Origin of the sequence: Extensimonas perlucida, from assembly GCF_007655255.1 — a bacterium.
Classification (GTDB): domain Bacteria; phylum Pseudomonadota; class Gammaproteobacteria; order Burkholderiales; family Burkholderiaceae_C; genus Extensimonas; species Extensimonas perlucida.
In genome coordinates this window covers 25,371-49,542 of record NZ_VMYE01000018.1, presented here as the reverse complement: position 1 = coordinate 49,542, position 24,172 = coordinate 25,371, and the positions used below count along the sequence as shown (strand labels likewise).

Below are 24,172 nucleotides of genomic sequence, written 5' to 3'. Positions count from 1 at the left end.
TGCATGCGACAAGCACCCGTGTGCCGGCTTGCCGGCGAGCCCAAGGTGTTGGCTCAGCCGAATTGCGGCTTGCGCTTTTCGCGGAAGGCCGAGACGCCCTCTTTGACGTCCTCGGTCAGGAACAGGAACGGGAAGGCGTCGCTCGCATAGCGCATTTCTTCGCCGCCCAGGCCGCGGTTGTAGAACGACTTGGCCATTTCCACGGCCATGCGCGGTTTGGCCGCGAGCTTTTCGGCGAAGGCCGTGGCTTCTTCGAGCAGCTTTTCGTGCGGCACGGTGCGCAGCGCAATGCCCAGGCGCACGGCCTCGGCCGCGTCTATGGGCTCGCCGAGCATGCTCAGCTCCTTGGCCTTGGGGCGGCCGACGATCTCGTGCAAGCGCACCACGGCAAAGCCCGGCAGCAGGCCGAGCTGGATTTCGGGCACGCCGAACTTGGCGCGCTCCGAGGCGAGGATGAAGTCGCAGGCGATCGCGAGCTCAAAACCACCGCCGAAAGCCATGCCGTTGACGGCCGCGATCAAGGGCTTGCGGCAGCGCTCGGGCGACTGCAAAAAGGGCAAGATGGTGGCGATGAACTGGCGCGTCTGCTCGGGCGTGACGGGAAAGCCGCTGATGTCGGCCCCCGCGCAAAAGGCCTTGTCGCCGCGGCCCGTGATGATGCCGACACGGATTTCATCGTCGGCCTCGATCTTGGCCAGGCTCTCGGTCACGCCCTCGCGGATGCCCGCGGACAAGGCGTTGAGCTTGGAAGGCTCATCGAGGGTGATGTAGGCGATACGCCCCTTTTTTTCGAATTCGACGCTGCCGATGCGCATGGTGTGCTCTCTTTCTATGGAAAGCGCTTTTATAACAAACGTTCGGTAGTTTGTCACGGCACAACGTGGTGTTGCCGTTCGCAAAAACGAAGGGCCGGCAAGCCTTTTCAGCTTGCCGGCCCTCACTGTGGCGGCCGTGGTGGCGTCGCCCCTTCAGTCCGTCGTCGCCTCTTCGGGCTCCGCGGGCTCCGCGCGTGCCGAGCGGTCTTTCTTGGGCAGCGCCGTGATGTCGAGCACCACTTCGTCCTTGTCGTCCAGATCGACCGTGAGGCGCCCGCCCTCGGTCAGGCGGCCGAACAGCAGCTCGTCGGCCAGGGCACGGCGTATCGTGTCCTGGATCAGGCGCTGCATGGGCCGCGCGCCCATGAGCGGATCAAACCCTTTCTTCGCGAGGTACTTGCGCAGCTTGTCGGTGAAGGTGACCTCGACCTTCTTCTCGGCGAGCTGCTGTTCGAGCTGCAGCAGGAACTTATCGACCACGCGCAGGATGACCTGCTCGTCGAGCGGCTTGAAGCTCACGATGGCATCGAGCCGGTTGCGGAACTCGGGCGTGAACAGGCGCTTGATGTCGCCCATTTCGTCGCCGGGCTGGCGCTGCGTCGTGAAGCCTATCGTGGCCTTGTTCATGGTCTCGGCGCCCGCGTTCGTCGTCATGATGATGATGACGTTGCGGAAGTCGGCCTTGCGCCCGTTGTTGTCCGTGAGCGTGCCATGGTCCATCACCTGCAGCAGCACGTTGAAGATGTCCGGGTGCGCCTTTTCGATCTCGTCGAGCAGCAGCACGGCGTGCGGCTTCTTGCTGATGGCCTCGGTGAGCAACCCACCCTGGTCGAAGCCCACGTAGCCCGGCGGCGCGCCGATCAGGCGGCTCACGGCGTGGCGCTCCATGTATTCGGACATGTCGAAGCGGATCAGCTCGATGCCGAGGATGTAGGCCAGCTGGCGTGCGGCCTCGGTCTTGCCCACGCCCGTGGGGCCGCTGAACAGGAACGAGCCGATTGGCTTGTCCGGCTTGCCCAGGCCAGAGCGCGCCATTTTCACGGCGCTGGCGAGCACTTCGAGCGCCTTGTCCTGGCCGAACACCACGCTCTTGAGGTCGCGCTCGAGCGTCTGCAGCTTGCCGCGGTCGTCGTTCGAGACGCTCGCAGGCGGGATGCGCGCGATCTTGGCGACGATCTCTTCGATCTCGGTCTTGCCTATGGTTTTCTTGCGCTTGCTCGGCACGAGGATGCGCTGCGCCGCACCGGCCTCGTCGATCACGTCTATGGCCTTGTCGGGCAGGTGGCGGTCGTTGATGTATTTGGCCGACAGCTCGGCCGCGGCCTGCAGCGCGGTGGCCGAATACTTCACGCTGTGGTGCTCCTCGAAACGAGATTTGAGCCCCTTGAGGATGTCTATGGTTTCGGCCACGCTGGGCTCGACCACGTCGATCTTCTGGAAGCGCCGCGACAAGGCCGCGTCTTTTTCGAAGATGCCGCGGTATTCGCTGAAGGTGGTCGCGCCTATGCACTTGAGCTGGCCGCTCGAGAGCGCCGGCTTGAGCAGGTTGGACGCATCGAGCGTGCCGCCCGAAGCCGCGCCCGCGCCGATCAGCGTGTGTATCTCGTCGATGAACAAAATGCCCTTGGGCTTGTCCTTGAGCGCCTTGAGCACGCCTTTGAGGCGCTGCTCGAAGTCGCCGCGGTACTTGGTGCCCGCGAGCAACGCGCCCATGTCGAGCGCATACACCGTGGCATCGGCGAGGATTTCGGGCACATCGCCCTGCGTGATGCGCCAGGCCAGGCCCTCGGCAATGGCCGTCTTGCCCACGCCCGCCTCGCCCACGAGCAGCGGGTTGTTCTTGCGCCGGCGGCAGAGGATTTGGATGGTGCGCTCGACCTCGTAGTGGCGGCCGATCAGCGGGTCGATCTTGCCCTCTTTGGCGAGCTGGTTGAGGTTTTGCGTGAACTGGTCGAGCGGCGAGGCCTTTTCACTGCGCTCACTGCCTGCGCCCTCTTCTGCCTCATTCGAGCTTTCGGGCTTGGCAGGCTCGGACGGCTCGCCCTTGCGAATGCCGTGCGCGATGTAGTTGACCACGTCCAGGCGCGTCACGCCCTGCTGGTGCAGGTAATAGACGGCGTGCGAATCCTTCTCGCCAAAGATCGCGACGAGCACGTTCGCGCCCGTGACTTCCTTCTTGCCGTTGCCGGTGGACTGCACGTGCATGATCGCGCGCTGGATCACGCGCTGAAAACCCAGCGTGGGCTGCGTATCGACATCGTCGGTGCCGGCCACCTGCGGGGTGTTGTCCTTGATGAAGTTGGAGAGCGCCGCGCGCAGGTCGTCGATGTTGGCGGCGCATGCGCGCAGCACCTCGGCTGCGCTGGGGTTATCGAGCAATGCAAGCAACAGATGCTCCACGGTGATGAACTCGTGGCGCTGCTGACGGGCCTCGACGAAGGCCATATGCAAGCTGACTTCCAGTTCCTGGGCAATCATGTGAACTCCTTTGTGCTTGCGTGGAAGGGATATTTATAAACCGGTATGGATGAGCCCTCAATGCACGGGCTCACTGACACATTGCAAAGGGTGCCCGGCCTTGTTCGCGGCGTCGAGCACCTGATCCACCTTGGTGCCTGCAACGTCGCGCGAATACACGCCGCAAACGCCTTTGCCCTCAAGGTGGATTTTGAGCATGATCTGCGTCGCTGTCTCCAGGTCTTTCCCGAAAAATTCTTGCAACACCACGACGACGAACTCCATGGGCGTGTAGTCGTCGTTGAGCATCACCACCTGGTACATCTTGGGTGGCTCGGTTTTCTGCGGCACTCTTTCGAGCACGACGGCATCACCTTCATCCGGTGTGGGCCGGACGGCGGGCGGCGCGAGAGGTGAGGACGGAGATTGTGTAGCCATGAAAATGATTCTAGCGAGCCGCGAAGATCGCTGCCTCAGACGGGATGTAATGCCGGCAAAGGGGAATTCAAGCTGGGGGTAAGCAAAATTCGGGCCGCGGTCGGCTCTGCGCAACCGCAGCCTGGCAGCGCGGCGCCCCTAAGGTGCGGTCGCAGCGGCGCCAGCGCTATGCCGCTTTTGTCGTCATTCATACACAACCGACGCGGCCCGGCCCTCGGTGTGTGCGCTCCAGGCGGCCAAAGCCGCATCCGACGGAAAGGCGCGAAAGGCGTCACCCAACTGCAGCTCGGCCACGGCCGCGCCCTGTCCATCGGTGCAGCGCAACTCCAGGCGCACGCGCAGGCCGTGCAGCAGCTCGGCCTCGGGCGTAGTCTCGCGGCGCGGCGGAAATTCGCCGAGCAGGCGCCCTACGTCGGGCCGCTGCGCACCCAAAGGCACATGCAGGTATTTGCCGAAGCGGCAGCGCGCCGCAGGCAAGTCCCAGACCTGCTGCACCTTGAGGCGCAGGCCGCCGCTGAAATGGTCTTGCTGCACACGGCCGCTGACGACGATGAATTCATCGTCCTTGAGCTGGTTGCGGCAGGCGCTCAGCAGCGCCTCGTCGGCCGAGGCCTCGATCACGCCCGATTTGTCGTCGAGGCGAAACAGCCCCATCTTGCCGCGCTGGCCGTTGATCACGCGAAAGTCGCTCACGATGCCCGCCAGCAGCTGCGGCTCGCGGCTGTCCTGCAGCTCGGCAATGGCCGTGCGCACGAAGCGGCGCACTTCGGCGGCAACCTCGTCGAACAAGTGGCCCGAGAGGTAAAAGCCCACCGCGGTTTTCTCGTGCAGGAGACGCTCGCGCACGCCCCAGGGCGGCACCGCCACGAGCTCGGGCTCCTGTGTGCTCGAGCCCTGCGCGTCGTCGCCCATGAGGTCGAACAGCCCCCCCTGGTTGGCGTTGGCGAGCGTGGCGGCGGCAAACTCGAATGCGCGGTCTATGGACGCGACGAGCGCGGCGCGGTCGGGATGCAGCGCATCGAAGGCGCCGGCCTTGATCAGCGCCTCGACGGTGCGCTTGTTCAGGCGCGTGCGATCGACGCGCACGCAAAAGTCGAACAAGCTCTTGAACGGCCCCGCGGTCGCCGCTTGCGGCCCGCTGCCGCGCCCCTCGCGCGCCGCGACGATGGCCTCGATCGCCTGCTGCCCCGTGCCTTTGACGGCGCCCAGCCCGTAGCGGATGACCGTGTCGCTGACCGGCTCGAAGCGGTAGCTGCCGCGGTTGATGTCGGGCGGCTCGAAGCGGATGCCGAACTTCTGCGCGTCCTCGAACAACACCTTGAGCTTGTCGGTGTCGTCCATTTCGATGGTCATGTTGGCGCAGAAAAACTCGGCCGTGTAATGCACCTTGAGCCAGGCCGTGTGGTAGGCCAGCAGCGAGTACGCGGCCGCGTGCGACTTGTTGAAGCCATAGCCCGCGAACTTTTCCATGAGGTCGAACACCTCGTCGGCCTTTTGCTCGCTGATGCCGTTCTTGGCTGCGCCCTCGCGAAAAATGGCGCGGTGCTGGGCCATTTCCTCGGGCTTTTTCTTGCCCATGGCGCGGCGCAGCATGTCGGCGCCGCCGAGCGAGTAGCCGCCCAGCACCTGCGCGGTCTGCATCACCTGTTCCTGATAGACCATGATGCCGTAGGTCTCGGCCAGCACCTTTTCGACCAGCGGGTGCGGGTATTCGACGGCCTCCTTGCCATGCTTGCGCGCAACGAAGCTCGGAATCAGGTCCATGGGGCCGGGGCGGTAGAGCGCGTTCAGCGCGATCAGGTCTTCGAGCCGCGTGGGCCGCGCCTCGCGCAACATGCCCTGCATGCCGCGGCTTTCAAACTGGAACACGGCCTCGGTCTTGCCCTCCTGGAACAGCCGGTAGGTCGCAGGGTCGTCGAGCGGGATCTGCTCGAACGAAAAATGCGCCTGCCCCTGGTGGCGCTGCACGATGAATTCGCGCGCAAGTTCCAGAATCGTCAGCGTGGCCAAGCCCAGAAAGTCGAACTTCACGAGGCCGATGGCCTCCACGTCGTCCTTGTCGTACTGGCTCACGGCCGAGTCGCTGCCGGGCTGCTGGTACAGCGGACAAAAGTCGGTGAGCTTGCCCGGCGCGATGAGCACGCCGCCCGCGTGCATGCCCACGTTGCGCGTGAGGCCCTCGAGCTTTTGCGCAAGCGCGAGCAAGGTCTTGACCTCGTCCTCGCGCGCGAGGCGCTCGGCCAGCGCCGGCTCGGCCTCGATCGCCCCGGCGATGGTGATGTGCTGGCCCGGCTTGTTGGGGATCAGCTTGCTGATGCCGTCGCAAAAGGTGTAGCTCATGTCCAGCACCCGGCCCACGTCGCGGATCGCCGCGCGCGCCGCCATGGTGCCGAAGGTGGCGATCTGGCTCACCGCGTCCTTGCCGTACTTTTCCTTGACATAGTCGATCACGCGGTCGCGGTTGGCCTGACAGAAGTCGATGTCGAAGTCGGGCATGGACACGCGCTCGGGGTTCAGGAAGCGCTCGAACAGCAGGTTGTATTGCAACGGGTCGAGGTCCGTGATCTTGAGCGCATACGCCACCAGCGAGCCCGCGCCCGAGCCGCGCCCCGGCCCCACGGGGCAGGCATGGTTCTTGGCCCAGTTGATGAAGTCGCTCACGATCAAAAAGTAGCCCGGAAAGCCCATCTTCAGGATGGTGGCAATCTCGAACTCCAGGCGCTCCACGTAGCGCGGGTGCTGGCGTTCACGCTCCGCAGCATCGGGGTACCGCTGCGCGAGGCGCTGCTCCAGCCCCTCGAACGAGGCGATGCGAAAGTATTCGTCGATCGGCATGCCGCCCGGCGTGGGGTAGTCTGGCAGCTGGGGCTTGCCCAGCACCAGGGTCAGGCTGCAGCGGCGCGCGATCTCCAGCGTGTTTTCGAGCGCCGAGGGCACATCGGCAAACAGCGCCTGCATCTGGGCCTGGGGCTTGAAATACTGCTCGCGCGTAAACCTGCGCACACGCCGTTGGTTGCCCAGAATCTCGCCTTCGGCGATGCACACGCGCGCCTCGTGCGCCTCGTAGTCGTCCTCGGTGGCGAACTGCACCGGGTGCGTGGCCACCACGGGCAGCCCCAGCCGCGCCGCGAGCTGCACCGCCGCCGTGACGTGGGCCTCGTCGTCGTTGCGCCCGGCACGCTGCAGTTCTAGGTAAAAGCGGTGCGCATAGATGCCCGCCAGCCGCAGCGCCAACTGCGCCGCGCCCGCCTCGTCGCCCTTGAGCAGCGCCTGCCCCACGGGCCCAGCCTGCGCGCCCGAGAGCGCAATCAACCCCGCGTTCAGCTCCTGCAGCCAGCCCCAGGTGCACACGCCCTGCGCCTTGACCACGTTGCGCGTCCAGGCGCGCGTGAGCAGCTCGCACAGGTGGAGGTAGCCCTCACGGTTTTGCACCAGCAGCAGCATGCGGCTGGGCGTCGCGCCGGCTTCGCCCTCGACGAAAACCTCGGCGCCCAAAATCGGCTTCACGCCCTTGCCGCGCAGCGCCTTGTAAAACTTGACGGCGCCAAAAAGGTTGTTCAAGTCCGTGACCGCCAGCGCCGGCTGCCCATCCGCAGCCGCCGCCTGGGCCAGATCGTCGATACGCAAGGTGCCGTCAACGACGGAAAATTCAGTGTGCAGGCGCAGGTGGACAAACATGGCCGGCATTGTAGAAAACCGCCCTCCCGCGCAGCCACCAAAATTGGGGTCAGATTCCAATTAAGCGCTGATCGCCGGAGGGATCAAGTGTCTTCGCCCAGATCCACGAGAAGAAGCGGCGTTTGGAAGCTTCATGCGTCCAAAGGCAAAGAGCGGATGTATCGTTTTCTGCCTCAAGGACGGTGCGGGTTTGGCGCAGTCTCAATTGCTGGCCGGCTTCCAAAAAGTAATCGTGCGGATCGCCGGTTTGGGTAACCCAGAGTCGTCCCGACTTTACGGTTAGCACTGCGCCGTCTTGCGGCTTCAGGCACATCGTCTGGCCTGGGTGTATGACGCATTGGATTGCGCGTGTGGACATAGTGGCCTCCATGTGGATAGCGCCACTGTCAATCGAATCACCTCTGGAAAAAAGACACAGAAAACCGCCAGGCTGTGCTGCGCAAGAGGCTTTGTTCGACCCTCTGTATGGCCACAAACTCCGGCAATCTGTATTGGTTGATTGCTGATTTTGTGGCACATAGAACCAGTACATTTACTGCACCATGAACGCCGAGACGCAGCATTCCTCTCTGCCGCTCTATGCGCAGATCGCCCAGCGGATGGCGCACTTGATCGACAGCCGGGCGTTCAAGCCCGGTCAGCGCTTACCGTCGGTGCGTGACCTCGCGGCCACCAACGGTGTGTCCATCTCCACGGCCGTGCAGGCGCTGCGCTGGCTGGAGGAGCGCAAACTCGTCGCGGCAAAACCCAAGGCCGGTTATTTCGTGGCGCCGGCCGGCAAGGCGCCTGCATTGCCGGCGGTCAGCCGTCCGCCGCGGCACAGCCTGCTCGTGGAGCGCCAAAGCCGCGCAGAACTGATTTTCACGGTGACCGACACCACCCATGCGGTCAGTTTTGGTGGCGCTTGCCCCAAAGATCCGACTTTCTTCGATGAAGCCAGGGTGCGCACGGCGATCCAGCGCGCGACGCGCGTGCACCGCTTCACCTTGGTGGAGTACAGCGATTCCCCCGGTACTTCGGCTCTGCGTGAGGCGGTAGCCCAAAGGGCGTTTCACCTCGGATGCCAGCTCAAGGCCGACAACATCGTGGTGACGGCCAGCTGCATTCATGCCGTCAGTTTGTGCCTGCGGGCAGTCACCAAACCAGGTGACATCGTGGCCCTGGAGTCACCGACGCACTTTGGCTTTTTGGACTTGCTGGAATCGCTGAATCTGCGCGCGCTCGAAATTCCCACGCATCCCAAGGAGGGCATTTCACTGGCGGCACTGCAACTGGCCTTGGACACGCAGCCGGTCAAGGCCGTGCTGGTGGTTCCTACCCTTTCCAATCCGCTCGGGTCAGTGATGCGCCACAGCGATAAACAGGCTCTGGTCAAAATGCTGACCGAGAAGCAAGTCCCGCTGATTGAAGACGTAGTCTTCAACGACCTCCTGGCTTCGGATGAACGCCGCAGAGCGGCCAAATCTTTTGATGCCGATGGGGGTGTGATGGTCTGCGGCTCGTTTTCCAAGACGGTTGCGCCCGGTGTCCGTCTGGGCTGGGTCGAAGCAGGTCGGTGGAAAGAGTCTGTGCATCGACTGAAGCGGGTGCATGGCATTGCGACCAATCAGGTGCTCGAATATGCGCTGGCAGACCTGGTAACGCAGGTAGGTTATGAGTCCCGCATGCGCCGCCTGAGCGACCACATGCGCGTGCGTCTGGCAGAGGCGAGAAAGCTCATCGCCGCGAGTTTCCCAAAAGGAACGAGGGTCAGTGCGCCACCTTCCGGGTTCACTTTATGGCTGGAGTTGCCACAACCGTGCAACACCATGGTCTTGTTTCATGCGTGCCGGGAGGAAGGTATCGTTTTCAGCCCTGGCTCCCTGTTCAGCGCCACCGATCGTTTCGATCACTGCCTGCGCCTGAGCTTTGCAGGATGCTGGTCCGACACGGAGCGGCGAGCCTTGTGCCGTATCGGTGAGTTGGCCAGGCAATCTTTTTGACTCGGGAAAACCGGGGTGCGGCAAATTGGAATCTCCTCCAATGCCCCCATCAACCGCGCCCGCGCACCCAAGCCACGAAGCGCAGCCGGTATTCGGGCACCAGCCAGAAGATGGCGCCGGTCACCGCGGCATTGGCCAGGCCGGTGAGCAGGAATAGCTGCGCAATGGAAAAGCCGCTTTGCAGCAGCACCGCGGCGATGAGGGCGCTGGCCACCATGAACAGCGCGTTCAGGATGTTGTTGGCCGCGATGATGCGTGCGCGGTGCGTGGGCGCGCTGCGCAGCTGGATCAGCGCGTACATGGGCACGCTGTAAAGGCCCGCGCTGAGGCTGAGCAGCGCCAGGTCCGCCATCACGCGCCAATGTGCGGCCTGCGCCACGAAGCTGCGCAGCGTGTACGCCGCAGCAGCACCCCCATCCACACCCGCGCCCGCATCAAGGCCCGTCGGCGGCACCAGCCCGCGCGCGGCAAAGTAAAGATCGATGGCAAACACCGTCATGCCGATGGCACCCAGCGGCACGAGGCCGATTTCCACATGCCGGTGCGAGAGCCTTTCGCACAGCAGCGAGCCAAGTCCTATGCCCGCCGAAAACACCAGCAGCAAGAGCGACGCCACCTGCTCGTTGCCGTGCAGCACCTCCTTGGCAAAGGCCGGGAAATTGCTCAAGAACGTGGCGCCGAAGAACCACATCCACGAAATGCCCAGCAGCGCGCGGAACACCACCGCCTGCGCGTGCGCCAGCCGCAGGTTGCGCCAGGTTTCGCTGACCGGATTCCAGCAGATGCGCAGGCCCGGATCGGTCGCCGGCGCCGCAGGGATGCGCTGCGCCGCCGCGCGCCCCACCAGGGCCAGCGCCACGCAGGCCGCGGCCACATACACATGCCCCCGTTGCGGCACTGCCACCAGCATCCCCCCGGCGACGTTGCCAAGCAAAATAGCGACGAAGGTGCCCGCCTCCACCACCCCGTTGCCACCCGTGAGCTCACGCTCGTCGAGCACCTGCGGCAGGTAGGCGTACTTGACCGGGCCGAACAGCGTGGAGTGCAGCCCCATCAAAAACACGCAGGCCAGCAGCACTGGCACCTGTTCCTCCAAAAAGGCCCAGGCCGCCAGCGCCATGATGGCGATCTCGAGGTTCTTGACCAGGCGGATCACCGTGGTCTTGTCGAACTTGTCGGCGAGCTGCCCGCTGGTGGCCGAAAACAGCACGAACGGCAGGATGAACAGCGCCCCTATCACCACCCCCGCGAGCGCAGGCGGCAGCCACGCCACGTGCAACTGGTAGGTCACCAGCACCGTGAGCGCAAACTTGAACAGGTTGTCATTGGCCGCGCCGGCAAACTGCGCCCAGAAAAATGGCGCAAAACGCCGCTCGCGCAGCAGGGCAAACTGGTTGCTCGGGCGGGGTGGGGAAGGGGCTTCGGTCATGGCAATGGCATCGAAATGGTGGGGCAGGATCATTCTCGCGGTGGTGGCACTACACTCCAAGCGCTGCCACGCCACACCCGAATTCGAGCATCGATCATGCCGCTTTTTACCTGTCAAGCCGACCTCAGCCAATCCAGCTTGCTGGAGCCCACCACGTTCGAATCCGAACAGCTGCTGGAGGCGCGTTTACGTGATCTACTAGAGCAACACCTTCCCTGCCTACTACCTGCGCAACCGCTGATGGTGATCGCCGCCGAATATGGCGCCTGGAGCAACGCCAAGCAATCGATCGATTTGCTGGCCATGGACGAAGAAGCCCAGCTGTACGTCGTCGAAATCAAGCGCACCGGCGACGGTGGGCACGCGGAGTTACAGGCCCTGCGATACGCGGCCATGCTCTCCAACCACACCATCGAGCATGTCGTAGATGCGCGACATCATCAGCTTCTGAAAAAGCGCACCGATGCCCGTAGGGATGAGGCACAAGCGGAAATTTTGGAGTTTTTAGGCGAACCGGATATCTCCACTGTCAAGCTGGGCACGACGCCCCAGGTCATCCTGGTGGCACGCGACTTCAGCCCCGAAATCACCACGACCGCAATGTGGCTCATGGAGCGCATGGACGGCTTCAAGATGTATTGCTTCACGGTACAGCTGTACGCCTTGGGCAACGGAAACCATGCGCTATATATCGACTTGCTGATTCCACTGCCACAGCAAGAAGACTACTTGGTGCAGGTGCGCGATCGCAACGCCGCTATGGCACGACAAACCGCCGTTGCATCCGCCCGACGTCAGCGCACCTGCCCCTTGCTCGAGGCCGCAGGCAAACTTCGCACGGGCGACGCACTGTACCTCGTCAAGCCCATCCATAAAAACCTGCCGCCCCTGGCAGAAAGCGAGCGGCAGGCGATTTACCTGGGCGAGGGTAAGGTGCGCTGGAACGGCAGGGAGTTTTCATCCTTGACCGACTTGACGCTGCACTTGCGCAACCAGATCCAGCCTCCAATCAGCGCTATCCCTGGCACGGAATTTTGGGGGCTTCAGAAAGACGGGCCGTCACTCGCTCAACTGGCCAACACATTGACGGTGTAAGCGTCAGGTCCGCCACGCGCGCGCCGCGCCTGCTCCCAAAATTCACACGCCAGTTGCTCACGCCAACGCGAAGCGCCACACGCCTTGTGCGTCGCGCGTGCGGCGCAGCTCTCCCGCGTACCAGAGGCGGTGCAGATGCGCCACGGCCTCGCCCATCGCAAAGGTGGTTTGGTGCAAGTCGAGCTGGCGATGGAACAGCACCGGCAGCAGCTCGTGGGCCGTCACGGGGTGCTCGCGTGCCGTGACGAGCACGTCGGCCAGGCGCGCGCGGTGGTGCTCGTGCAGCTGCGCGATGCGCGTGTGCAGGCCCACGAAGGGCTTGCCGTGCGCGGGCAGCACCAGCGTGTCGGCGGGCAGCGCCTCGAAGCGGTCGATCGAGTCGAGGAACAGTGTGAGCGGGTCGGCCTCGGGCTCGCCCTCATAGACGCTCACGTTGGTGGAGATGCGCGGCAGCATCATGTCGCCGCTGATCAACAGGCCCAGCGCCGCGCAATACAGCGCCATGTGCTCGGGCGCGTGGCCGTAGCCGACGATGCAGCGCCACTCATGCGCGCCTATGCGCAGCACGTTGCCGTCCATGAGGCGCCGGAAGGTCGGCGGCACGGCCGGCACGTGGCTGCTGTAATAACTCTTGCGCTGGCGGATTTTTTCGAGCTCGTCCGGATCGCGCAGGCCGTGGCTCGCAAAAAACTGCGCCGAGCGCTCGGCGCGCACGTCGTCCACCACCGCGGAGTTGTAGAGCCCTGCCTGGTAGTCGGTGGCGCTGATCCACAGCTGGCATTCGTGCACGGGCGTGCTCCAGCGCTCGCACAGCCAGTGCGCGAGGCCGATGTGGTCGGGGTGCATGTGCGTGACGATCACGCGCAGAATCGGCAGCCCCTGCAACTGGCTTGCAAACACCTGCTCCCAATCGGCGCGCGACTCGGCGCGGTCTATGCAGCAATCGACCACACTCCAGCCGTCGCGCCCGTCGATGTGGTCGCGCAGCAGCCAGAGGTTGATGTGGTCAAGCGCATACGGCAGGGACATGCGCAGCCAGAGCACGCCCGGCGCCACTTCGATCGCACCGCCGCGCGGCGGCAGGCGGTCGGCAAGCGGGTAGTGCAAGGCACGTTCGAGTTCGGCAGCAGAGGACATGGGCAGGGACGTGCGGGAATGATGATGGGGCGCCGCGCGCTGGCCGGCGAGGGCGGGCCGCGGCGGTGCAAGGCCATTGTAGAAAGGATGCGCCGAGCGCGCTGTCCCGCACTTGCCAGCGCTCTTCGACGAGGCCGGCGACCACACCCCGGGCCCCCACCATCGAAAAGCCTTTCGGGCCGTGTCAGCCCTTGGCCACCAGCTTGATGATGCTCGAAAAGTCCTGCGCGCCGTAGCCCGCGAGGCTGTGCGCCGCGTACAGGCCGCGCACCAGGCCACCGAGCGGCGTCGCGGCCTTGACGGCGGTGGCGTTTTCCTGTGCGAGGCCCAGGTCTTTGAGCATCAGATCGGTGCCGAAGCCGCCCGCGTAGCCCTTGGAGGCGGGCGCGTTTTCCATCACGCCGGGCCAGGGGTTGTATTTTTCGAGCGCCCAGTTGCCGCCCGAGCTGCGGCGCATGATCTCCGAGAGCACCTTGGGGTCGAGCCCGTTGGCCACGCCGAGCGCGATCGCCTCGCTGGTGCCCGCCATGAGGATGCCCAGCAGCATGTTGTTGCAGATTTTGGCCGTCTGCCCCGCGCCCACGGCGCCGGCGTGGAAGATGTTGCTGCCCATTTTCTCGAGCAGCGGGCGCGCGCGCTCGAGGGCTGCCGCCTCGCCGCCGACCATGAAGGTCAGCGTGCCGGCAATCGCGCCGCCCGTGCCGCCCGAGACGGGCGCGTCGATGAAGTCGATCTGGCGCGCCGCCGCGGCCTCGGCCACCTTGCGCGAGGTGGCTGCGGCGATGGTCGAGCTGTCGATGACCAGCGTGCCCGCGCTCAATGCCGCGAGCAAGCCCGGCGCGCGCCCGTCGCCGAGGAACAGCGCCTCGACATGCGGGCTCGCGGGCAGCATGCTGATGACCACAGCTGCGCCCTGCGCGGCCTCTGCGGCGCTGGGTGCAATCACCAGGCCCTCGGCGGCGAGTTTGTCGCACGCGGGCTTGGAGAGGTCGAAGCCGCGCACGCTGTAGCCGGCCTTGTGCAGATTCAGCGCCATGGGGCCGCCCATGTTGCCCAAACCGATGAATGCGATGTGCATGATGAGGTCTCCTGAGTGCAAGTGGTTAAGTATCAAATATGCCTCCAGCGCTTGATATACCTGCGCAAGCAGCTATCGAAACAAAAGTTTTTTGGCAAGCCTGCCGTCGCGCCGGTCAACGCCGGTCAGCGGATCACCTCGGGCGCGTCGCCTTCGAGCATGCGCCGCGCGATGATCACGCGCATGATCTCGTTCGTGCCTTCGAGGATCTGGTGCACGCGCGCATCACGCACCAGGCGCTCGAGCGGAAAGTCGTTCAGGTAGCCGTAGCCGCCGTGCAGTTGCAGCGCCTCGTTGCACACGGCAAAGCCCGCGTCGGTGGCAAAGCGCTTGGCCATGGCGCAATAGGTGCTCGCGTCGCGCGCGCCGGCGTCGAGCTTGCAGGCCGCCAGGCGCACCATCTGGCGCGCCGCGACGAGTTCGGTCGCCATGTCGGCGAGCTTGAACTGCAGCGCCTGAAAGCTCGCGATCGGCTTGCCGAACTGCCGGCGCTCGTGCAGATAGCGCTGCGCGTGCGTGAGCGCGCCCTGCGCCGCACCGACCGAGCAGGTGGCGATGTTGATGCGCCCGCCGTCCAGGCCCTTCATGGCGATCTTGAAGCCCTCGCCCTCGCGGCCGAGCAAATGGTCCGCCGGAATGCGCACGTTGTCGAAGCTGATGGTGCGCGTGGGCTGGCTGTTCCAGCCCATTTTGTGCTCGCGTTTGCCATAGCTGATGCCCGGCGTGTCGGCCGGCACGGCAAAGGCCGAGATGCCGCCCGCGCCCGACTGCGCGTCGCCCGTGCGCGCCATGAGCACCAGCATGTCGGTGCTGCCCGCGCCCGAGATGAAGGCTTTGCTGCCGTTGATCACCCATTCGTGCCCGATGGCCTCGGCGCGCGTCTTGAGCGCGGCCGCGTCCGAGCCCGCGCCCGGCTCGGTCAGGCAGTACGAGGCGAGCTTTTCGCCGCGCGTGAGCAGCGGCCCCCAATGCTCGCGCACCGCGGGCGTGGCCCAGGTGCCGAGCATCCAGGTGGCCATGTTGTGGATGGTGATGAAGGCCGTGGTCGAAGGATCGACGGCGGCCATTTCCTCGAACACCAGCGTGGCGTCGAGCCGCGGCAGGCCCAGGCCGCCCGCATTCTCGGGTGCGTACAGGCCGCAAAAACCGAGCTCGCCGGCTTTGGCGATGGCCTCGCGCGGAAAAATGCCTTCGGCGTCCCAGCGCGCCGCGTGCGGTGCAAGCTCTGCCTGGGCAAACTGCCGCGCCGTGTCGGCAAAGGCCCGCTGATCGTCACTCAGCTCGAAGTCCATGGGGGTGCGTCTCCTCGTGGTGTGTGCAGTTGCGCAGCGGCAAAAATTCGATGTTTTTGCCACTTCAGGCAGACAGGGCGGGCACTGCAAGCTATCGAACCCATTGCAAGCAAGGCGCTGCCCTTGCTGCGCCCTGCCCTGCCTGCCGCGCTCGTTCAACGCAGGCTGATGGTGGTGTTGACGCCCTGCGCGGTGGTGCTGTCGTCGAACCAGCGCGCCGTGACGGTCTTGGTCTGGGTGTAGAACAGCACGACCTGCTTGCCATAGGGCCCGAGGTCGCCGAGCTTGGACGCGCGCGAGCCGGTGAACGAGAAAATCGGCACGGGCACGGGAATCGGCACGTTGATGCCGACCTGGCCCACGTCGATGTCCTCCTGGAACTTGCGCGCCGCAGCGCCGCTTTGCGTAAAGATCGCGGTGCCGTTGCCGTGCGGGTTCGCGTTGATGAATTCGATGGCTTCGTCGAGACTGTTGGCGCCTGCGATGCAAAGCACGGGGCCAAAAATCTCCTGGTCGTAGATCGACATGCCGGGCTTGACGCCCGAGAAGATGGTCGGGCCCACGAAGTTGCCCTTTTCGTAGCCGGGCACGTGCGGCTTGCGGCCGTCGAGCTCGAGCTTGGCGCCTTCGGCAATCCCTTTCTCGATCAGGCCCTCGACGCGCGCGAGCGCGGCGCAGGACACGACCGGGCCCACATCCGTGCCTTTTTCGGTGCCCGCGCTCACCTTGAGCGTCTTGGCCTTGGCGACGATTTCGGGAATCCACTGCTGCGCCTCGCCCACGAGCACGGCCACCGACACTGCCATGCAGCGCTGCCCGGCGGCACCAAAACCCGCGCCCACGAGCGCATTGAGCGTCTGCTCCTTGTTCGCATCGGGCAGGATGACAGCGTGGTTCTTCGCACCCATCATGCACTGCACGCGCTTGCCGGCCAGGCTCGCGCGGTTATAGACATGCGTGCCCACGCGCGTGGAGCCGACGAAGGAGATCGCCTTGATGTCGGGGTGGTCGCAAATCGCGTTCACCGCGGCCTCGCCGCCGTGCACCACGTTGAGCACGCCGGGCGGAATACCGGCTTCGAGCGCGAGTTCGCACAGGCGTATGGTGACCATGGGGTCTTGCTCGGAGGGCTTGAGCACGAAGGTGTTGCCCGTGGCAATCGCCATGGGGAACATCCACAGCGGGATCATGGCCGGAAAGTTGAACGGCGTGATGCCCGCGCACACGCCCAGCGGCTGCAACAGCGTGTAGGTATCGACGCCGTTGGCGACGTTGTTGGCGAGCTCGCCAAGCTGCAGGTTGCCGATGCCAGCCGCGTGCTCGACCACTTCGAGGCCGCGGAACACGTCGCCCTCGGCGTCCGGCAAGGTCTTGCCCTGCTCTGCGGTGAGGATCGCGGCGAGTTCGGCCATGTGCTCGCGGATCAGCTGCTGCAGCTTGAGGAAGATGCGCGCACGCGCGCCGATCGGCGTCTTGCGCCAGGTTTTGAAGGCTTCCTTGGCCGAGGCCACGGCGGCCTCGATCTCGTCGGGCGTGGCGAAAGGCACGCGCGCGAGCACTTCCTGCGTGGCAGGGTTGACCACGTTGCGCCATTCGGTGCTCTTGGACTCGACGAACTTGCCGCCGATCAGCAGCTTGACGGTAGGGGCCAGCGCGGCCACGTTGCTGGGTGCATTCATGCAAACATCTCCTGGGTGAAACAGAGCCAAAACCTGGCGATCGTAACTGTGCAGAATTGTCGAGACAATAGACAATTGCGCGCAGCAGATTTGCAAAAACGCAAAGCCGCGTTTTTTGCCTCACACGCGCCGCCCGCAACACCGCACCCACCCTACCGCACCCGCACACCATGGACTGGGACAACCTGCGCTACTTTCTGGAACTCGCACGCGCGGGCACGCTGGTGGGCGCAGCGCGGCGCCTGGGCGTCGATCACACCACGGTGGCGCGGCGCATCCAGGCGCTCGAAAAACAAGTCGGCTCGGCGCTGTTCGCGCGCGAGGCCGGCGGCCACCGCCTGAGCGAAGCCGGGCGCCAGCTGCTGCCGCAGGTCGAAGCCATGGAAGCCGCCTTTCTGGCCGTGGAAAACGCCACGCCCGGCGTGCGCCAGGGCCTGCAAGGGCTGGTGCGCATAGGCTGCACCGAGGGCTTCGGCAACCTGGTGCTCGCGCCGCAGCTCGCGCGCTTTGCGCAGGCGCACCCGGGGCTGGTGGTCGATCTGCTCTCGCTGCCGCGCCTCGTGCACCTGTCGCGCCGCGAGGCCGACATCGTGATCTCGCTCGAACGCCCAAGCCGCGGCGCCGTGCTCGTGGTCAAGCTCACCGACTACCGGCTGCAGCTCTACGGCGCGCGCAGCTACCTCGCGCAGCACGCGCCCATCACGCGCACCGAGGATTTGCAGGGCCACCCCTTCATCAGCTACGTGGACGACCTGCTGTTCAGCAAAGAGCTGCAAATCCTCGACGAGCTGCACCGCCCGAGCCGCTACACGCTGCGCAGCACCAGCATCCTCGCGCAGTACGAGGCCGCACGCGCAGGCGCCGGCCTGGCCGTGCTGCCCGCCTTCGTCGCCGCGCAGGACGCGAGCCTGTGCGCCGTGCTGCCCGACGCGGCGCGCTTCACGCGCACCTTCTGGATGTCCATGCCCGCCGAAAACAAGCACGTCGCACGCATGCAGGCGGTGTGGGATTTCGTCCGCCAGACGGTGCAGGCGCAGCAAGAGGCGCTATTGCCTGCGTAGCGCCTTGCGCAGGCTGCATGGGCTCAAACCACCCATTCAACGCATCAAAGCCGCTCCCGGATGTAAGACGGCCGGTCCATATCGACGATCTCCACGCTCAGCTGCACGAGCACGCCCTCAGGGCGCGGCGTGAGGCGGCGCAGCACGCCGGCCACGCGCTCGGCCAGGTCTTGCTTGGCTTCGGGCGTGCGCCCGGCCAGCAGGCGCAACTGTGCGTGCACGAAGGCGCGCTGCGCGGGTTGCGTGCCGACCTGAAAACTGCCTACGCGCACGAGGCGCGACTTGAGGTCGGCTTCGTTCGCGACTTCGGGGCTGGCCACGACGGCGGCGTTGAGCTCTGCCAGGGCTTGCGCCTCGGGGAAGGCGGGCAGATTGGCGGAATATTCGACGATCAGATGAGGCATGGGATCAATCCTTGGGAAACGCAGACGGAAAGACAGGGACAAGGCTCAGCATTCATCGGCGTTGTGCGCCTGCGCAGGCTGCGTGGGCACGTGGTCGCGCAGGCCGGTCTGGCGGTTTGTCGCATCGACGAACACGAGTTGCGGGCGGTGCGCCGCCACCTGTGACTCGGGCACCTGGGCAAACGCGGCGATGATGATCAGGTCGCCCACGGCGGCGCGGCGCGCGGCCGAGCCGTTGACCGAGATGATGCCGCTGCCGCGCTCGCCCTTGATGGCGTAGGTGATGAAGCGCTCGCCGTTGTTGATGTTCCAGATGTGCACCTGTTCGTTTTCGACCAGGTTGGCGGCGTCGAGCAGGTCTTCGTCGATGGCGCAGGAGCCTTCGTAGTGCAGCTCACAGTGGGTGACGGTGGCGCGGTGGATTTTGGACTTGAGCAGGGTGCGGTACATCGCGGGGTTTCCGGGTGGTGGCAATGGATGTGGCGGGTGCAGTGCGTCAGTATGAAACCGGCGGCACGAGGACGGTGGGCGCGGCGGGCGCGGCCAGTTCGGGGTAGTCGCGACTGTAATGCAGGCCGCGGCTTTCGCGCCGCAGCTGGGCCGAGCGCACGATCAGGTCGGCCACCTGCACGAGGTTGCGCAGCTCGAGCAGGTCGCGCGTGACGTGGAAGTGCGCGTAAAACTCCTGAATTTCATCCTGCAGCAGGCTGATGCGGTGCGCGGCGCGATCCAGGCGCTTGTTGGTGCGCACGATGCCCACGTAGTCCCACATGAAGCGGCGCAGCTCGTCCCAGTTGTGCGAGATGACCACGGTTTCGTCAGCGTCGGTGACGCGGCTGTCGTCCCAGCGCGGCAGCGAGGGGATGGGCGTGCGCGGCGCTGCGGCGATGGTCTGCGCGGCGGCGCGCGCAAACACGATGCACTCGAGCAGCGAATTGCTCGCCAGGCGGTTCGCGCCGTGCAGGCCGGTGTAGGCCGTCTCGCCCACGGCGAACAGGCCCGGCAGGTCGGTGCGCGCTGACAGGTCGGTGAGCACGCCGCCGCAGGTGAAATGCGCTGTGGGCACGACGGGAATGGGCTCTTTGGTGATGTCTATGCCGAGCTCGGCGCAGTAGGCGAGGATGTTGGGGAAATGTTCGTGCAAGAACTCGGGGCTTTTGTGCGAGATGTCGAGCAGCACGTAGTCGAGCCCGTGGCGCTTCATCTCGAAGTCGATGGCGCGCGCCACCACGTCGCGCGGGGCAAGCTCGGCGCGCGGGTCGTGCGCGGGCATGAAGCGCCCGCCGCCGGCCTGCGGCGGCAGCAGCAGCACGCCGCCTTCGCCGCGCACGGCCTCGCTGATGAGGAAGGACTTGGCCTTGGGGTGGTACAGGCCCGTGGGGTGGAACTGGATGAATTCCATGTTGGCCACGCGGCAGCCCGCGCGCCAGGCCGCGGCGATGCCGTCGCCCGTGGAGGTGTCGGGGTTGGTGGTGTAGAGATAGACCTTGCCCGCGCCGCCCGTGGCCAGGATGGTCTGCGGCGCGCGGAAGGTGATGACCTCGTCGGTGTCCTCGTCGAGCGCGTACAAGCCCAGGCAGCGGTGCCCCGCGAGGCCGAGCTTGCGGCTCGTGACCAGGTCCACGAGCATGTGGTTTTCGAACAGCGTGATGCCCGGCGTGGCGCGCACCACGTCGATCAGCGTTTTTTGCACCGCGGCGCCCGTGGCGTCGGTGACGTGGGCGATGCGGCGCGCGCTGTGGCCGCCCTCGCGCGTGAGGTGCAGGTGCTCGCCCTCGAGCGTGAACGGCACGCCCAGGCCGCGCAGCCAGGCGATCGCCGAGGGCGCGTTTTCGACCACGAAGCGCGTGGCCGCAAGGTCGCACAGGCCCGCGCCGGCCACCAGCGTGTCCTGGATGTGCGCGGCAAAGCTGTCGTCGTCGGCCAGCACGGCGGCAATGCCGCCCTGCGCCCAGCTGCTCGAGCCGTCGAACACCGAGCGCTTGGTGAGCACGGCCACGCGGTGCGTGGGCGCGAGGTGCAGCGCGGCGGAAAGCCCCGCGAGGCCGCTGCCGACGATCAAAACGTCGAAATCATGGGTAATCATGGAGAAAGAGCGTAGCGCAGAAAAATGGGACTGGCCGTCTGTCGGACTTTGGGAAAGCCTTGCGCCATTGTCAAGCCGGCACGTAGGCCAGACGCACGTATATCGGCGCAAAGGCTTCGGCCTGGGTGATTTCGATCAAGGTCTCCTTGGCCAGTTCGAGCAGCGCGACGAAGGTGACCACGAGCACGGCGCGGCCTTCGGCCGGCTCGAACAAGGATTCGAAGGTGACGAAGCGCCGGCCCTGCAGCGCCTTGAGCACGCGGCTCATGTATGCGCGCACGCTGAGCTGCGCGCGGCTGATTTTGTGGTGCTGCACGAGGCGCGCACGCGCGAGGATGTCGCGCCACGCGGCCTGCAGGTCGGCCACGTGCACGTCGGCAAAGCGCGGTGCCGCGCCGGGCTCGAACCAGGCGCGCGCCGGGAAAAAGTCCCGCCCCTGCTGTGGCAGCTCGCCCAGCTGCGCGGCGGCGCGCTTGATCCGCTCGTATTCGAGCAGGCGGCGCACGAGCTCGGCGCGCGGGTCTTCAGGCTCCTCGCCCTCGGCTTGTTTGCGCGGCGGCAGCAGCATGCGCGACTTGATCTCGATCAGCATGGCCGCCATGAGCAAATACTCGGCCGCAAGCTCCAGGTTGCGGCTGCGCACCTCCTCGACGTAGGCGAGGTACTGGCGCGTGAGCTCGACCATGGGAATGTCGAGAATGTTGAAGTTTTGCTTGCGGATCAGGTACAGCAGCAAGTCCAGCGGCCCCTCGAAGGCTTCGAGGATGACTTCGAGCGCGTCGGGCGGAATGTAGAGGTCAGCCGGCAGCGCAAACAGCGGCTCGCCATACAGGCGCGCAAAGGCCACGGCATCGGCTTCGCCGGCAGATGCCTCGGCGTGCGCATCAAGCAGTGGCCCGGCGGGCATGTGAATTTACTATTTTCATAGCTGCTAGCGTTTGATACATAAGGGCTAGAGGCCAAAAACATGCTCAATGTTCGGGACTAGGCTCGGTCTGATAGACGTAAGGCTTTTGCGGCACGGCCGCGGCGCGGTACTCGCGCCACAGACGTCTATCGACCTTTTTGTCCCACAGCAGGGCGCGGCCCGCGCGCTGCTGCTCCTCGAGCGCGGGCTTTTGCTGCTTGAGCTGTTTGAGGAACTGCGTGGTTTCAGACTCGTAGTCAGGACGGCGGAAAAGCGACATGGCGTGACAACCTTTGGTAGAAGAAGGACGGGAAAAGCTATTTCAGCGCACGCTCAACGCACCCGCATCCCCGGCTCGGCGCCGGGCCAGGGACTCAGCACGTAAATACCCGGATGCGCCTTTTCGTCGGCGTGGCTCGCGGCGAGCACCATGCCCTCGCTGACGCCGAACTTCATCTTGCGCGGCGCGAGGTTGGCCACCACCACGGTGAGCTTGCCGACCAGGTCGGCCGGCTGGTAGGCGCTGGCGATGCCCGAAAACACATTGCGCAGCCGCCCCTCGCCCACGTCGAGCGTGAGGCGCAGCAGCTTGGTCGAGCCCTCGACGGGCGCGCAATCGACGATTTTGGCGATGCGCAAGTCGATCTTGGCAAAGTCGTCGATGGTGATGGTCGGCGCGATCGGCTCGCCGCCAGGCGCTATGCCTGTGCTAGCTGCAGGCGCAGATTCCACCTGCGACGGAGGCGCAAAAAGGGCTTCGAGCTGGGCGCGCTCCACGCGATGCATGAGGTGCTCGTAGGTGCCGATTTGGTGCCCCACGCCCAGCGCCTGCTCAGCGCTCGCGAACGTGAGCGGCGCGATGCGCAAAAAGGCTTCGACCTGCGCCGCGAGCGCGGGCAGCACGGGCTTGAGCACGATGGTCAGCAGGCGGAACGCCTCTATGCAGGTGGTGCACACGTCGTGCAGGCGCTCTTGCAGCGCGGGCTGCTTGGCGAGCTCCCAGGGTTTGTTCTGGTCCACGTACTCGTTCACGCGGTCGGCCAGCAGCATGGTTTCACGCAGCGCCTTGCCGTAGTCGCGCTCGGCGAGCAGCTCGGCAATCGCAGGCACGCTGGTGCGCAAGTGGTCGAGCAGCGCGTCGCCATCGGCCGACACCTCGCCCAGCACGCCATCAAAGCGCTTGGCGATGAAGCCCGCCGCGCGCGCGGCGATGTTCACGTACTTGCCCACCAAATCTGCGTTGACGCGCGCCATGAAGTCGTCGGCATTGAAGTCGATGTCCTCGTTGCGGCAGCTGAGCTTGGCCGCGAGGTAGTAGCGCAGCCACTCGGGGTTCATGCCCAGCTGCAAATACTTGAGCGGATCGAGCCCGGTGCCGCGGCTCTTGCTCATCTTTTCGCCGTTGTTCACGGTCAGAAAACCGTGCACGAACACCTTGGTCGGCGTCTTGCGCCCCGAAAAATGCAGCGTGGCGGGCCAGAACAGCGTGTGAAAGTAAATGATGTCCTTGCCGATGAAGTGGTATTGCTCGACCTCGGGGTCGGCCATGAAGGCGTCGTAGTCCTTGCCGATCTTGCCGAAGTAGTTTTTCAGCGAGGCCAGGTAGCCTATGGGAGCGTCCAGCCAGACGTAAAAGTATTTGCCCGGCGCGTCGGGGATTTCGATGCCGAAGTACGGCGCGTCACGGCTGATGTCCCAGTCGGCGAGGCGGCTCTTGCCTTCCTCGTCGGGCACGAACCATTCGCGGATCTTGTTGAGCACCTCGGGCTGCAGGCGCCCGGGCTCGCTCGTCCAGGCTTCGAGAAAGGCGCTGCAGCGCGGGTCGGAGAGCTTGAAGAAATAATGCTCCGAGCTTTTGAGCACCGGCGTCGCGCCCGAGAGCGCCGAGTACGGGTTTTTGAGCTCGGTCGGCGCATAGACGGCGCCGCAGGCTTCGCAACTGTCACCGTACTGGTCCTGTGCGCCGCACCTGGGGCATTCGCCCTTGATGAAGCGGTCTGGCAGGAACATGCCTTTTTGCGGGTCGAAAAACTGCTCTATCGTCTTGGTGACGATCAGGCCGTTGGCCTTGAGGTCGCGGTAGATCGCCTGGGCAAGTTCGTGGTTTTCAGGACCGTCGGTGCTGTGCCAGTTGTCGAACGCGATGTGAAAGCCGTCGAGGTACTGCTTGCGCCCCGCGGCGATCTCGGCCACGAACTGCTGCGGCGTCTTGCCGGCCTTTTCGGCGGCGATCATGATGGGCGCGCCGTGCGCGTCGTCGGCACCGACGAAATACACCTCATGCCCGTGCATGCGCTGCATGCGCACCCAGATGTCGGCCTGGATGTATTCCATGATGTGGCCGATGTGGAAGTTGCCATTGGCATACGGCAAGGCCGTGGTGACGAACAGTTTGCGGTCAGACATGCAAAAAATGGCTTTCGTGGTTGGGCAAAGCAGGCACTCGATGACCCCCTCGCGCCGGGCAGGGAAACCCTGCATTTTAGGGCCCGCGGCCGCAGCCGCGTGCCGCGCCCTCCCCCTGTCGCACACGCCACCGAGCAACACCATGCGCCGCAGGTGTTTGCGCGCCCGTGGCGCAGAGCGCGGACAATCGCGCCTTCTCTCACCGCATCGTGATCCACCTTGGCATTT

At 65.1% G+C, this 24,172-nt stretch carries 18 protein-coding genes and 1 pseudogene; 3 read left to right on the top strand and 16 right to left on the bottom strand.

Going from position 1 to position 24,172, the window contains the following annotated elements; translation table 11 throughout:
* Positions 1-53 precede the first annotated feature (53 nt).
* From FK527_RS13415 to FK527_RS17270, 5 genes are all read right to left on the bottom strand, one after another.
* Positions 54-815 carry an enoyl-CoA hydratase/isomerase family protein gene (locus FK527_RS13415; RefSeq protein WP_186298442.1) on the bottom strand — a complete coding sequence of 254 codons (762 nt, stop codon included), beginning with the start codon at positions 813-815 and terminating at the stop codon, positions 54-56.
* Between the two features lie 153 nt (positions 816-968).
* Positions 969-3,293 carry an ATP-dependent Clp protease ATP-binding subunit ClpA gene (clpA, locus tag FK527_RS13410; RefSeq protein WP_144734808.1) on the bottom strand — a complete coding sequence of 775 codons (2,325 nt, stop codon included), beginning with the start codon at positions 3,291-3,293 and terminating at the stop codon, positions 969-971.
* A gap of 57 nt (positions 3,294-3,350) precedes the next feature.
* Complete coding sequence (clpS, locus tag FK527_RS13405; protein WP_144734805.1) at positions 3,351-3,710, bottom strand: ATP-dependent Clp protease adapter ClpS; 360 nt, start codon at positions 3,708-3,710, stop codon at positions 3,351-3,353.
* A 183-nt stretch (positions 3,711-3,893) separates the two neighbouring features.
* Positions 3,894-7,388, bottom strand: a complete 3,495-nt coding sequence (gene dnaE / locus FK527_RS13400) for a DNA polymerase III subunit alpha (protein ID WP_144734802.1) — start codon at positions 7,386-7,388, stop codon at positions 3,894-3,896.
* Positions 7,389-7,437: 49 nt separating this feature from the next.
* A complete protein-coding gene (locus tag FK527_RS17270) occupies positions 7,438-7,746 on the bottom strand; it encodes a DUF2917 domain-containing protein (protein WP_186298441.1) in 309 nt (102 codons plus the stop codon).
* Between the two features lie 184 nt (positions 7,747-7,930).
* On the opposite strand from FK527_RS17270, the gene FK527_RS13390 reads away from it, so the two are divergent.
* Positions 7,931-9,370, top strand: a complete 1,440-nt coding sequence (locus FK527_RS13390; RefSeq protein WP_144734796.1) for an aminotransferase-like domain-containing protein — start codon at positions 7,931-7,933, stop codon at positions 9,368-9,370.
* Positions 9,371-9,425: 55 nt separating this feature from the next.
* Here FK527_RS13390 and FK527_RS13385 read toward each other — a convergent pair.
* Positions 9,426-10,799, bottom strand: a pseudogene (locus FK527_RS13385) (MFS transporter); the annotation flags it as partial.
* Positions 10,800-10,895: 96 nt separating this feature from the next.
* Between FK527_RS13385 and FK527_RS13380 the strand changes: the two are divergent.
* Positions 10,896-11,894 (top strand): PDDEXK family nuclease, encoded by a 999-nt coding sequence (locus tag FK527_RS13380; RefSeq protein ID WP_144734790.1) that lies wholly within the window; start codon positions 10,896-10,898, stop codon positions 11,892-11,894.
* A 57-nt stretch (positions 11,895-11,951) separates the two neighbouring features.
* Here FK527_RS13380 and FK527_RS13375 read toward each other — a convergent pair whose 3' ends face one another.
* The 4 genes from FK527_RS13375 to FK527_RS13360 form a co-directional block, all read right to left on the bottom strand.
* Positions 11,952-13,031: an MBL fold metallo-hydrolase gene (locus FK527_RS13375; RefSeq protein ID WP_144734787.1), complete on the bottom strand. Its 1,080-nt coding sequence runs from the start codon at positions 13,029-13,031 to the stop codon at positions 11,952-11,954.
* Positions 13,032-13,215: 184 nt separating this feature from the next.
* A complete protein-coding gene (gene mmsB, locus FK527_RS13370; protein ID WP_144734784.1) occupies positions 13,216-14,109 on the bottom strand; it encodes a 3-hydroxyisobutyrate dehydrogenase in 894 nt (297 codons plus the stop codon).
* A gap of 125 nt (positions 14,110-14,234) precedes the next feature.
* Positions 14,235-15,401, bottom strand: coding sequence for an acyl-CoA dehydrogenase family protein (locus tag FK527_RS13365; RefSeq protein ID WP_144734782.1), 1,167 nt, complete (start codon positions 15,399-15,401; stop codon positions 14,235-14,237).
* A 155-nt stretch (positions 15,402-15,556) separates the two neighbouring features.
* Positions 15,557-17,080: a CoA-acylating methylmalonate-semialdehyde dehydrogenase gene (locus FK527_RS13360; RefSeq protein WP_144734779.1), complete on the bottom strand. Its 1,524-nt coding sequence runs from the start codon at positions 17,078-17,080 to the stop codon at positions 15,557-15,559.
* A 170-nt stretch (positions 17,081-17,250) separates the two neighbouring features.
* On the opposite strand from FK527_RS13360, the gene FK527_RS13355 reads away from it, so the two are divergent.
* Entirely contained in the window at positions 17,251-18,141 is an 891-nt protein-coding gene (locus FK527_RS13355) for a LysR family transcriptional regulator (RefSeq protein WP_114483144.1), read from the top strand.
* A 44-nt stretch (positions 18,142-18,185) separates the two neighbouring features.
* On the opposite strand, the gene FK527_RS13350 is transcribed toward FK527_RS13355, so the two are convergent.
* From FK527_RS13350 to metG, 6 genes are all read right to left on the bottom strand, one after another.
* Positions 18,186-18,545 (bottom strand): 5-carboxymethyl-2-hydroxymuconate Delta-isomerase, encoded by a 360-nt coding sequence (locus FK527_RS13350; RefSeq protein WP_114483143.1) that lies wholly within the window; start codon positions 18,543-18,545, stop codon positions 18,186-18,188.
* Between the two features lie 45 nt (positions 18,546-18,590).
* On the bottom strand, positions 18,591-18,995 hold the full coding sequence (panD, locus tag FK527_RS13345; RefSeq protein ID WP_144734776.1) for an aspartate 1-decarboxylase: 405 nt from the start codon (positions 18,993-18,995) through the stop codon (positions 18,591-18,593).
* A 46-nt stretch (positions 18,996-19,041) separates the two neighbouring features.
* On the bottom strand, positions 19,042-20,631 hold the full coding sequence (nadB, locus tag FK527_RS13340) for an L-aspartate oxidase (protein WP_144734773.1): 1,590 nt from the start codon (positions 20,629-20,631) through the stop codon (positions 19,042-19,044).
* A 70-nt stretch (positions 20,632-20,701) separates the two neighbouring features.
* Positions 20,702-21,538: a segregation and condensation protein A gene (locus tag FK527_RS13335; RefSeq protein ID WP_144734770.1), complete on the bottom strand. Its 837-nt coding sequence runs from the start codon at positions 21,536-21,538 to the stop codon at positions 20,702-20,704.
* A 64-nt stretch (positions 21,539-21,602) separates the two neighbouring features.
* Positions 21,603-21,818 carry a DUF3460 family protein gene (locus tag FK527_RS13330; RefSeq protein ID WP_144734767.1) on the bottom strand — a complete coding sequence of 72 codons (216 nt, stop codon included), beginning with the start codon at positions 21,816-21,818 and terminating at the stop codon, positions 21,603-21,605.
* 53 nt (positions 21,819-21,871) lie between these two features.
* On the bottom strand, positions 21,872-23,944 hold the full coding sequence (gene metG, locus FK527_RS13325) for a methionine--tRNA ligase (RefSeq protein WP_144734764.1): 2,073 nt from the start codon (positions 23,942-23,944) through the stop codon (positions 21,872-21,874).
* Positions 23,945-24,172 lie beyond the last annotated feature (228 nt).

Bases quoted from the DNA above. Each gene is read 5' to 3' on its own strand.
- dnaE (WP_144734802.1), bottom strand. From the start codon at position 7,388: ATGTTTGTCCACCTGCGCCTGCACACTGAATTTTCCGTCGTTGACGGC.
- FK527_RS13335 (WP_144734770.1), bottom strand. From the start codon at position 21,538: ATGCCCGCCGGGCCACTGCTTGATGCGCACGCCGAGGCATCTGCCGGC.
- FK527_RS13350 (WP_114483143.1), bottom strand. From the start codon at position 18,545: ATGCCTCATCTGATCGTCGAATATTCCGCCAATCTGCCCGCCTTCCCC.
- mmsB (WP_144734784.1), bottom strand. From the start codon at position 14,109: ATGCACATCGCATTCATCGGTTTGGGCAACATGGGCGGCCCCATGGCG.
- clpS (WP_144734805.1), bottom strand. From the start codon at position 3,710: ATGGCTACACAATCTCCGTCCTCACCTCTCGCGCCGCCCGCCGTCCGG.
- FK527_RS13415 (WP_186298442.1), bottom strand. From the start codon at position 815: ATGCGCATCGGCAGCGTCGAATTCGAAAAAAAGGGGCGTATCGCCTAC.
- FK527_RS13355 (WP_114483144.1), top strand. From the start codon at position 17,251: ATGGACTGGGACAACCTGCGCTACTTTCTGGAACTCGCACGCGCGGGC.
- FK527_RS13360 (WP_144734779.1), bottom strand. From the start codon at position 17,080: ATGAATGCACCCAGCAACGTGGCCGCGCTGGCCCCTACCGTCAAGCTG.
- nadB (WP_144734773.1), bottom strand. From the start codon at position 20,631: ATGATTACCCATGATTTCGACGTTTTGATCGTCGGCAGCGGCCTCGCG.
- FK527_RS13380 (WP_144734790.1), top strand. From the start codon at position 10,896: ATGCCGCTTTTTACCTGTCAAGCCGACCTCAGCCAATCCAGCTTGCTG.
- FK527_RS17270 (WP_186298441.1), bottom strand. From the start codon at position 7,746: ATGTCCACACGCGCAATCCAATGCGTCATACACCCAGGCCAGACGATG.
- FK527_RS13365 (WP_144734782.1), bottom strand. From the start codon at position 15,401: ATGGACTTCGAGCTGAGTGACGATCAGCGGGCCTTTGCCGACACGGCG.
- clpA (WP_144734808.1), bottom strand. From the start codon at position 3,293: ATGATTGCCCAGGAACTGGAAGTCAGCTTGCATATGGCCTTCGTCGAG.
- FK527_RS13390 (WP_144734796.1), top strand. From the start codon at position 7,931: ATGAACGCCGAGACGCAGCATTCCTCTCTGCCGCTCTATGCGCAGATC.
- panD (WP_144734776.1), bottom strand. From the start codon at position 18,995: ATGTACCGCACCCTGCTCAAGTCCAAAATCCACCGCGCCACCGTCACC.
- metG (WP_144734764.1), bottom strand. From the start codon at position 23,944: ATGTCTGACCGCAAACTGTTCGTCACCACGGCCTTGCCGTATGCCAAT.
- FK527_RS13375 (WP_144734787.1), bottom strand. From the start codon at position 13,031: ATGTCCTCTGCTGCCGAACTCGAACGTGCCTTGCACTACCCGCTTGCC.
- FK527_RS13330 (WP_144734767.1), bottom strand. From the start codon at position 21,818: ATGTCGCTTTTCCGCCGTCCTGACTACGAGTCTGAAACCACGCAGTTC.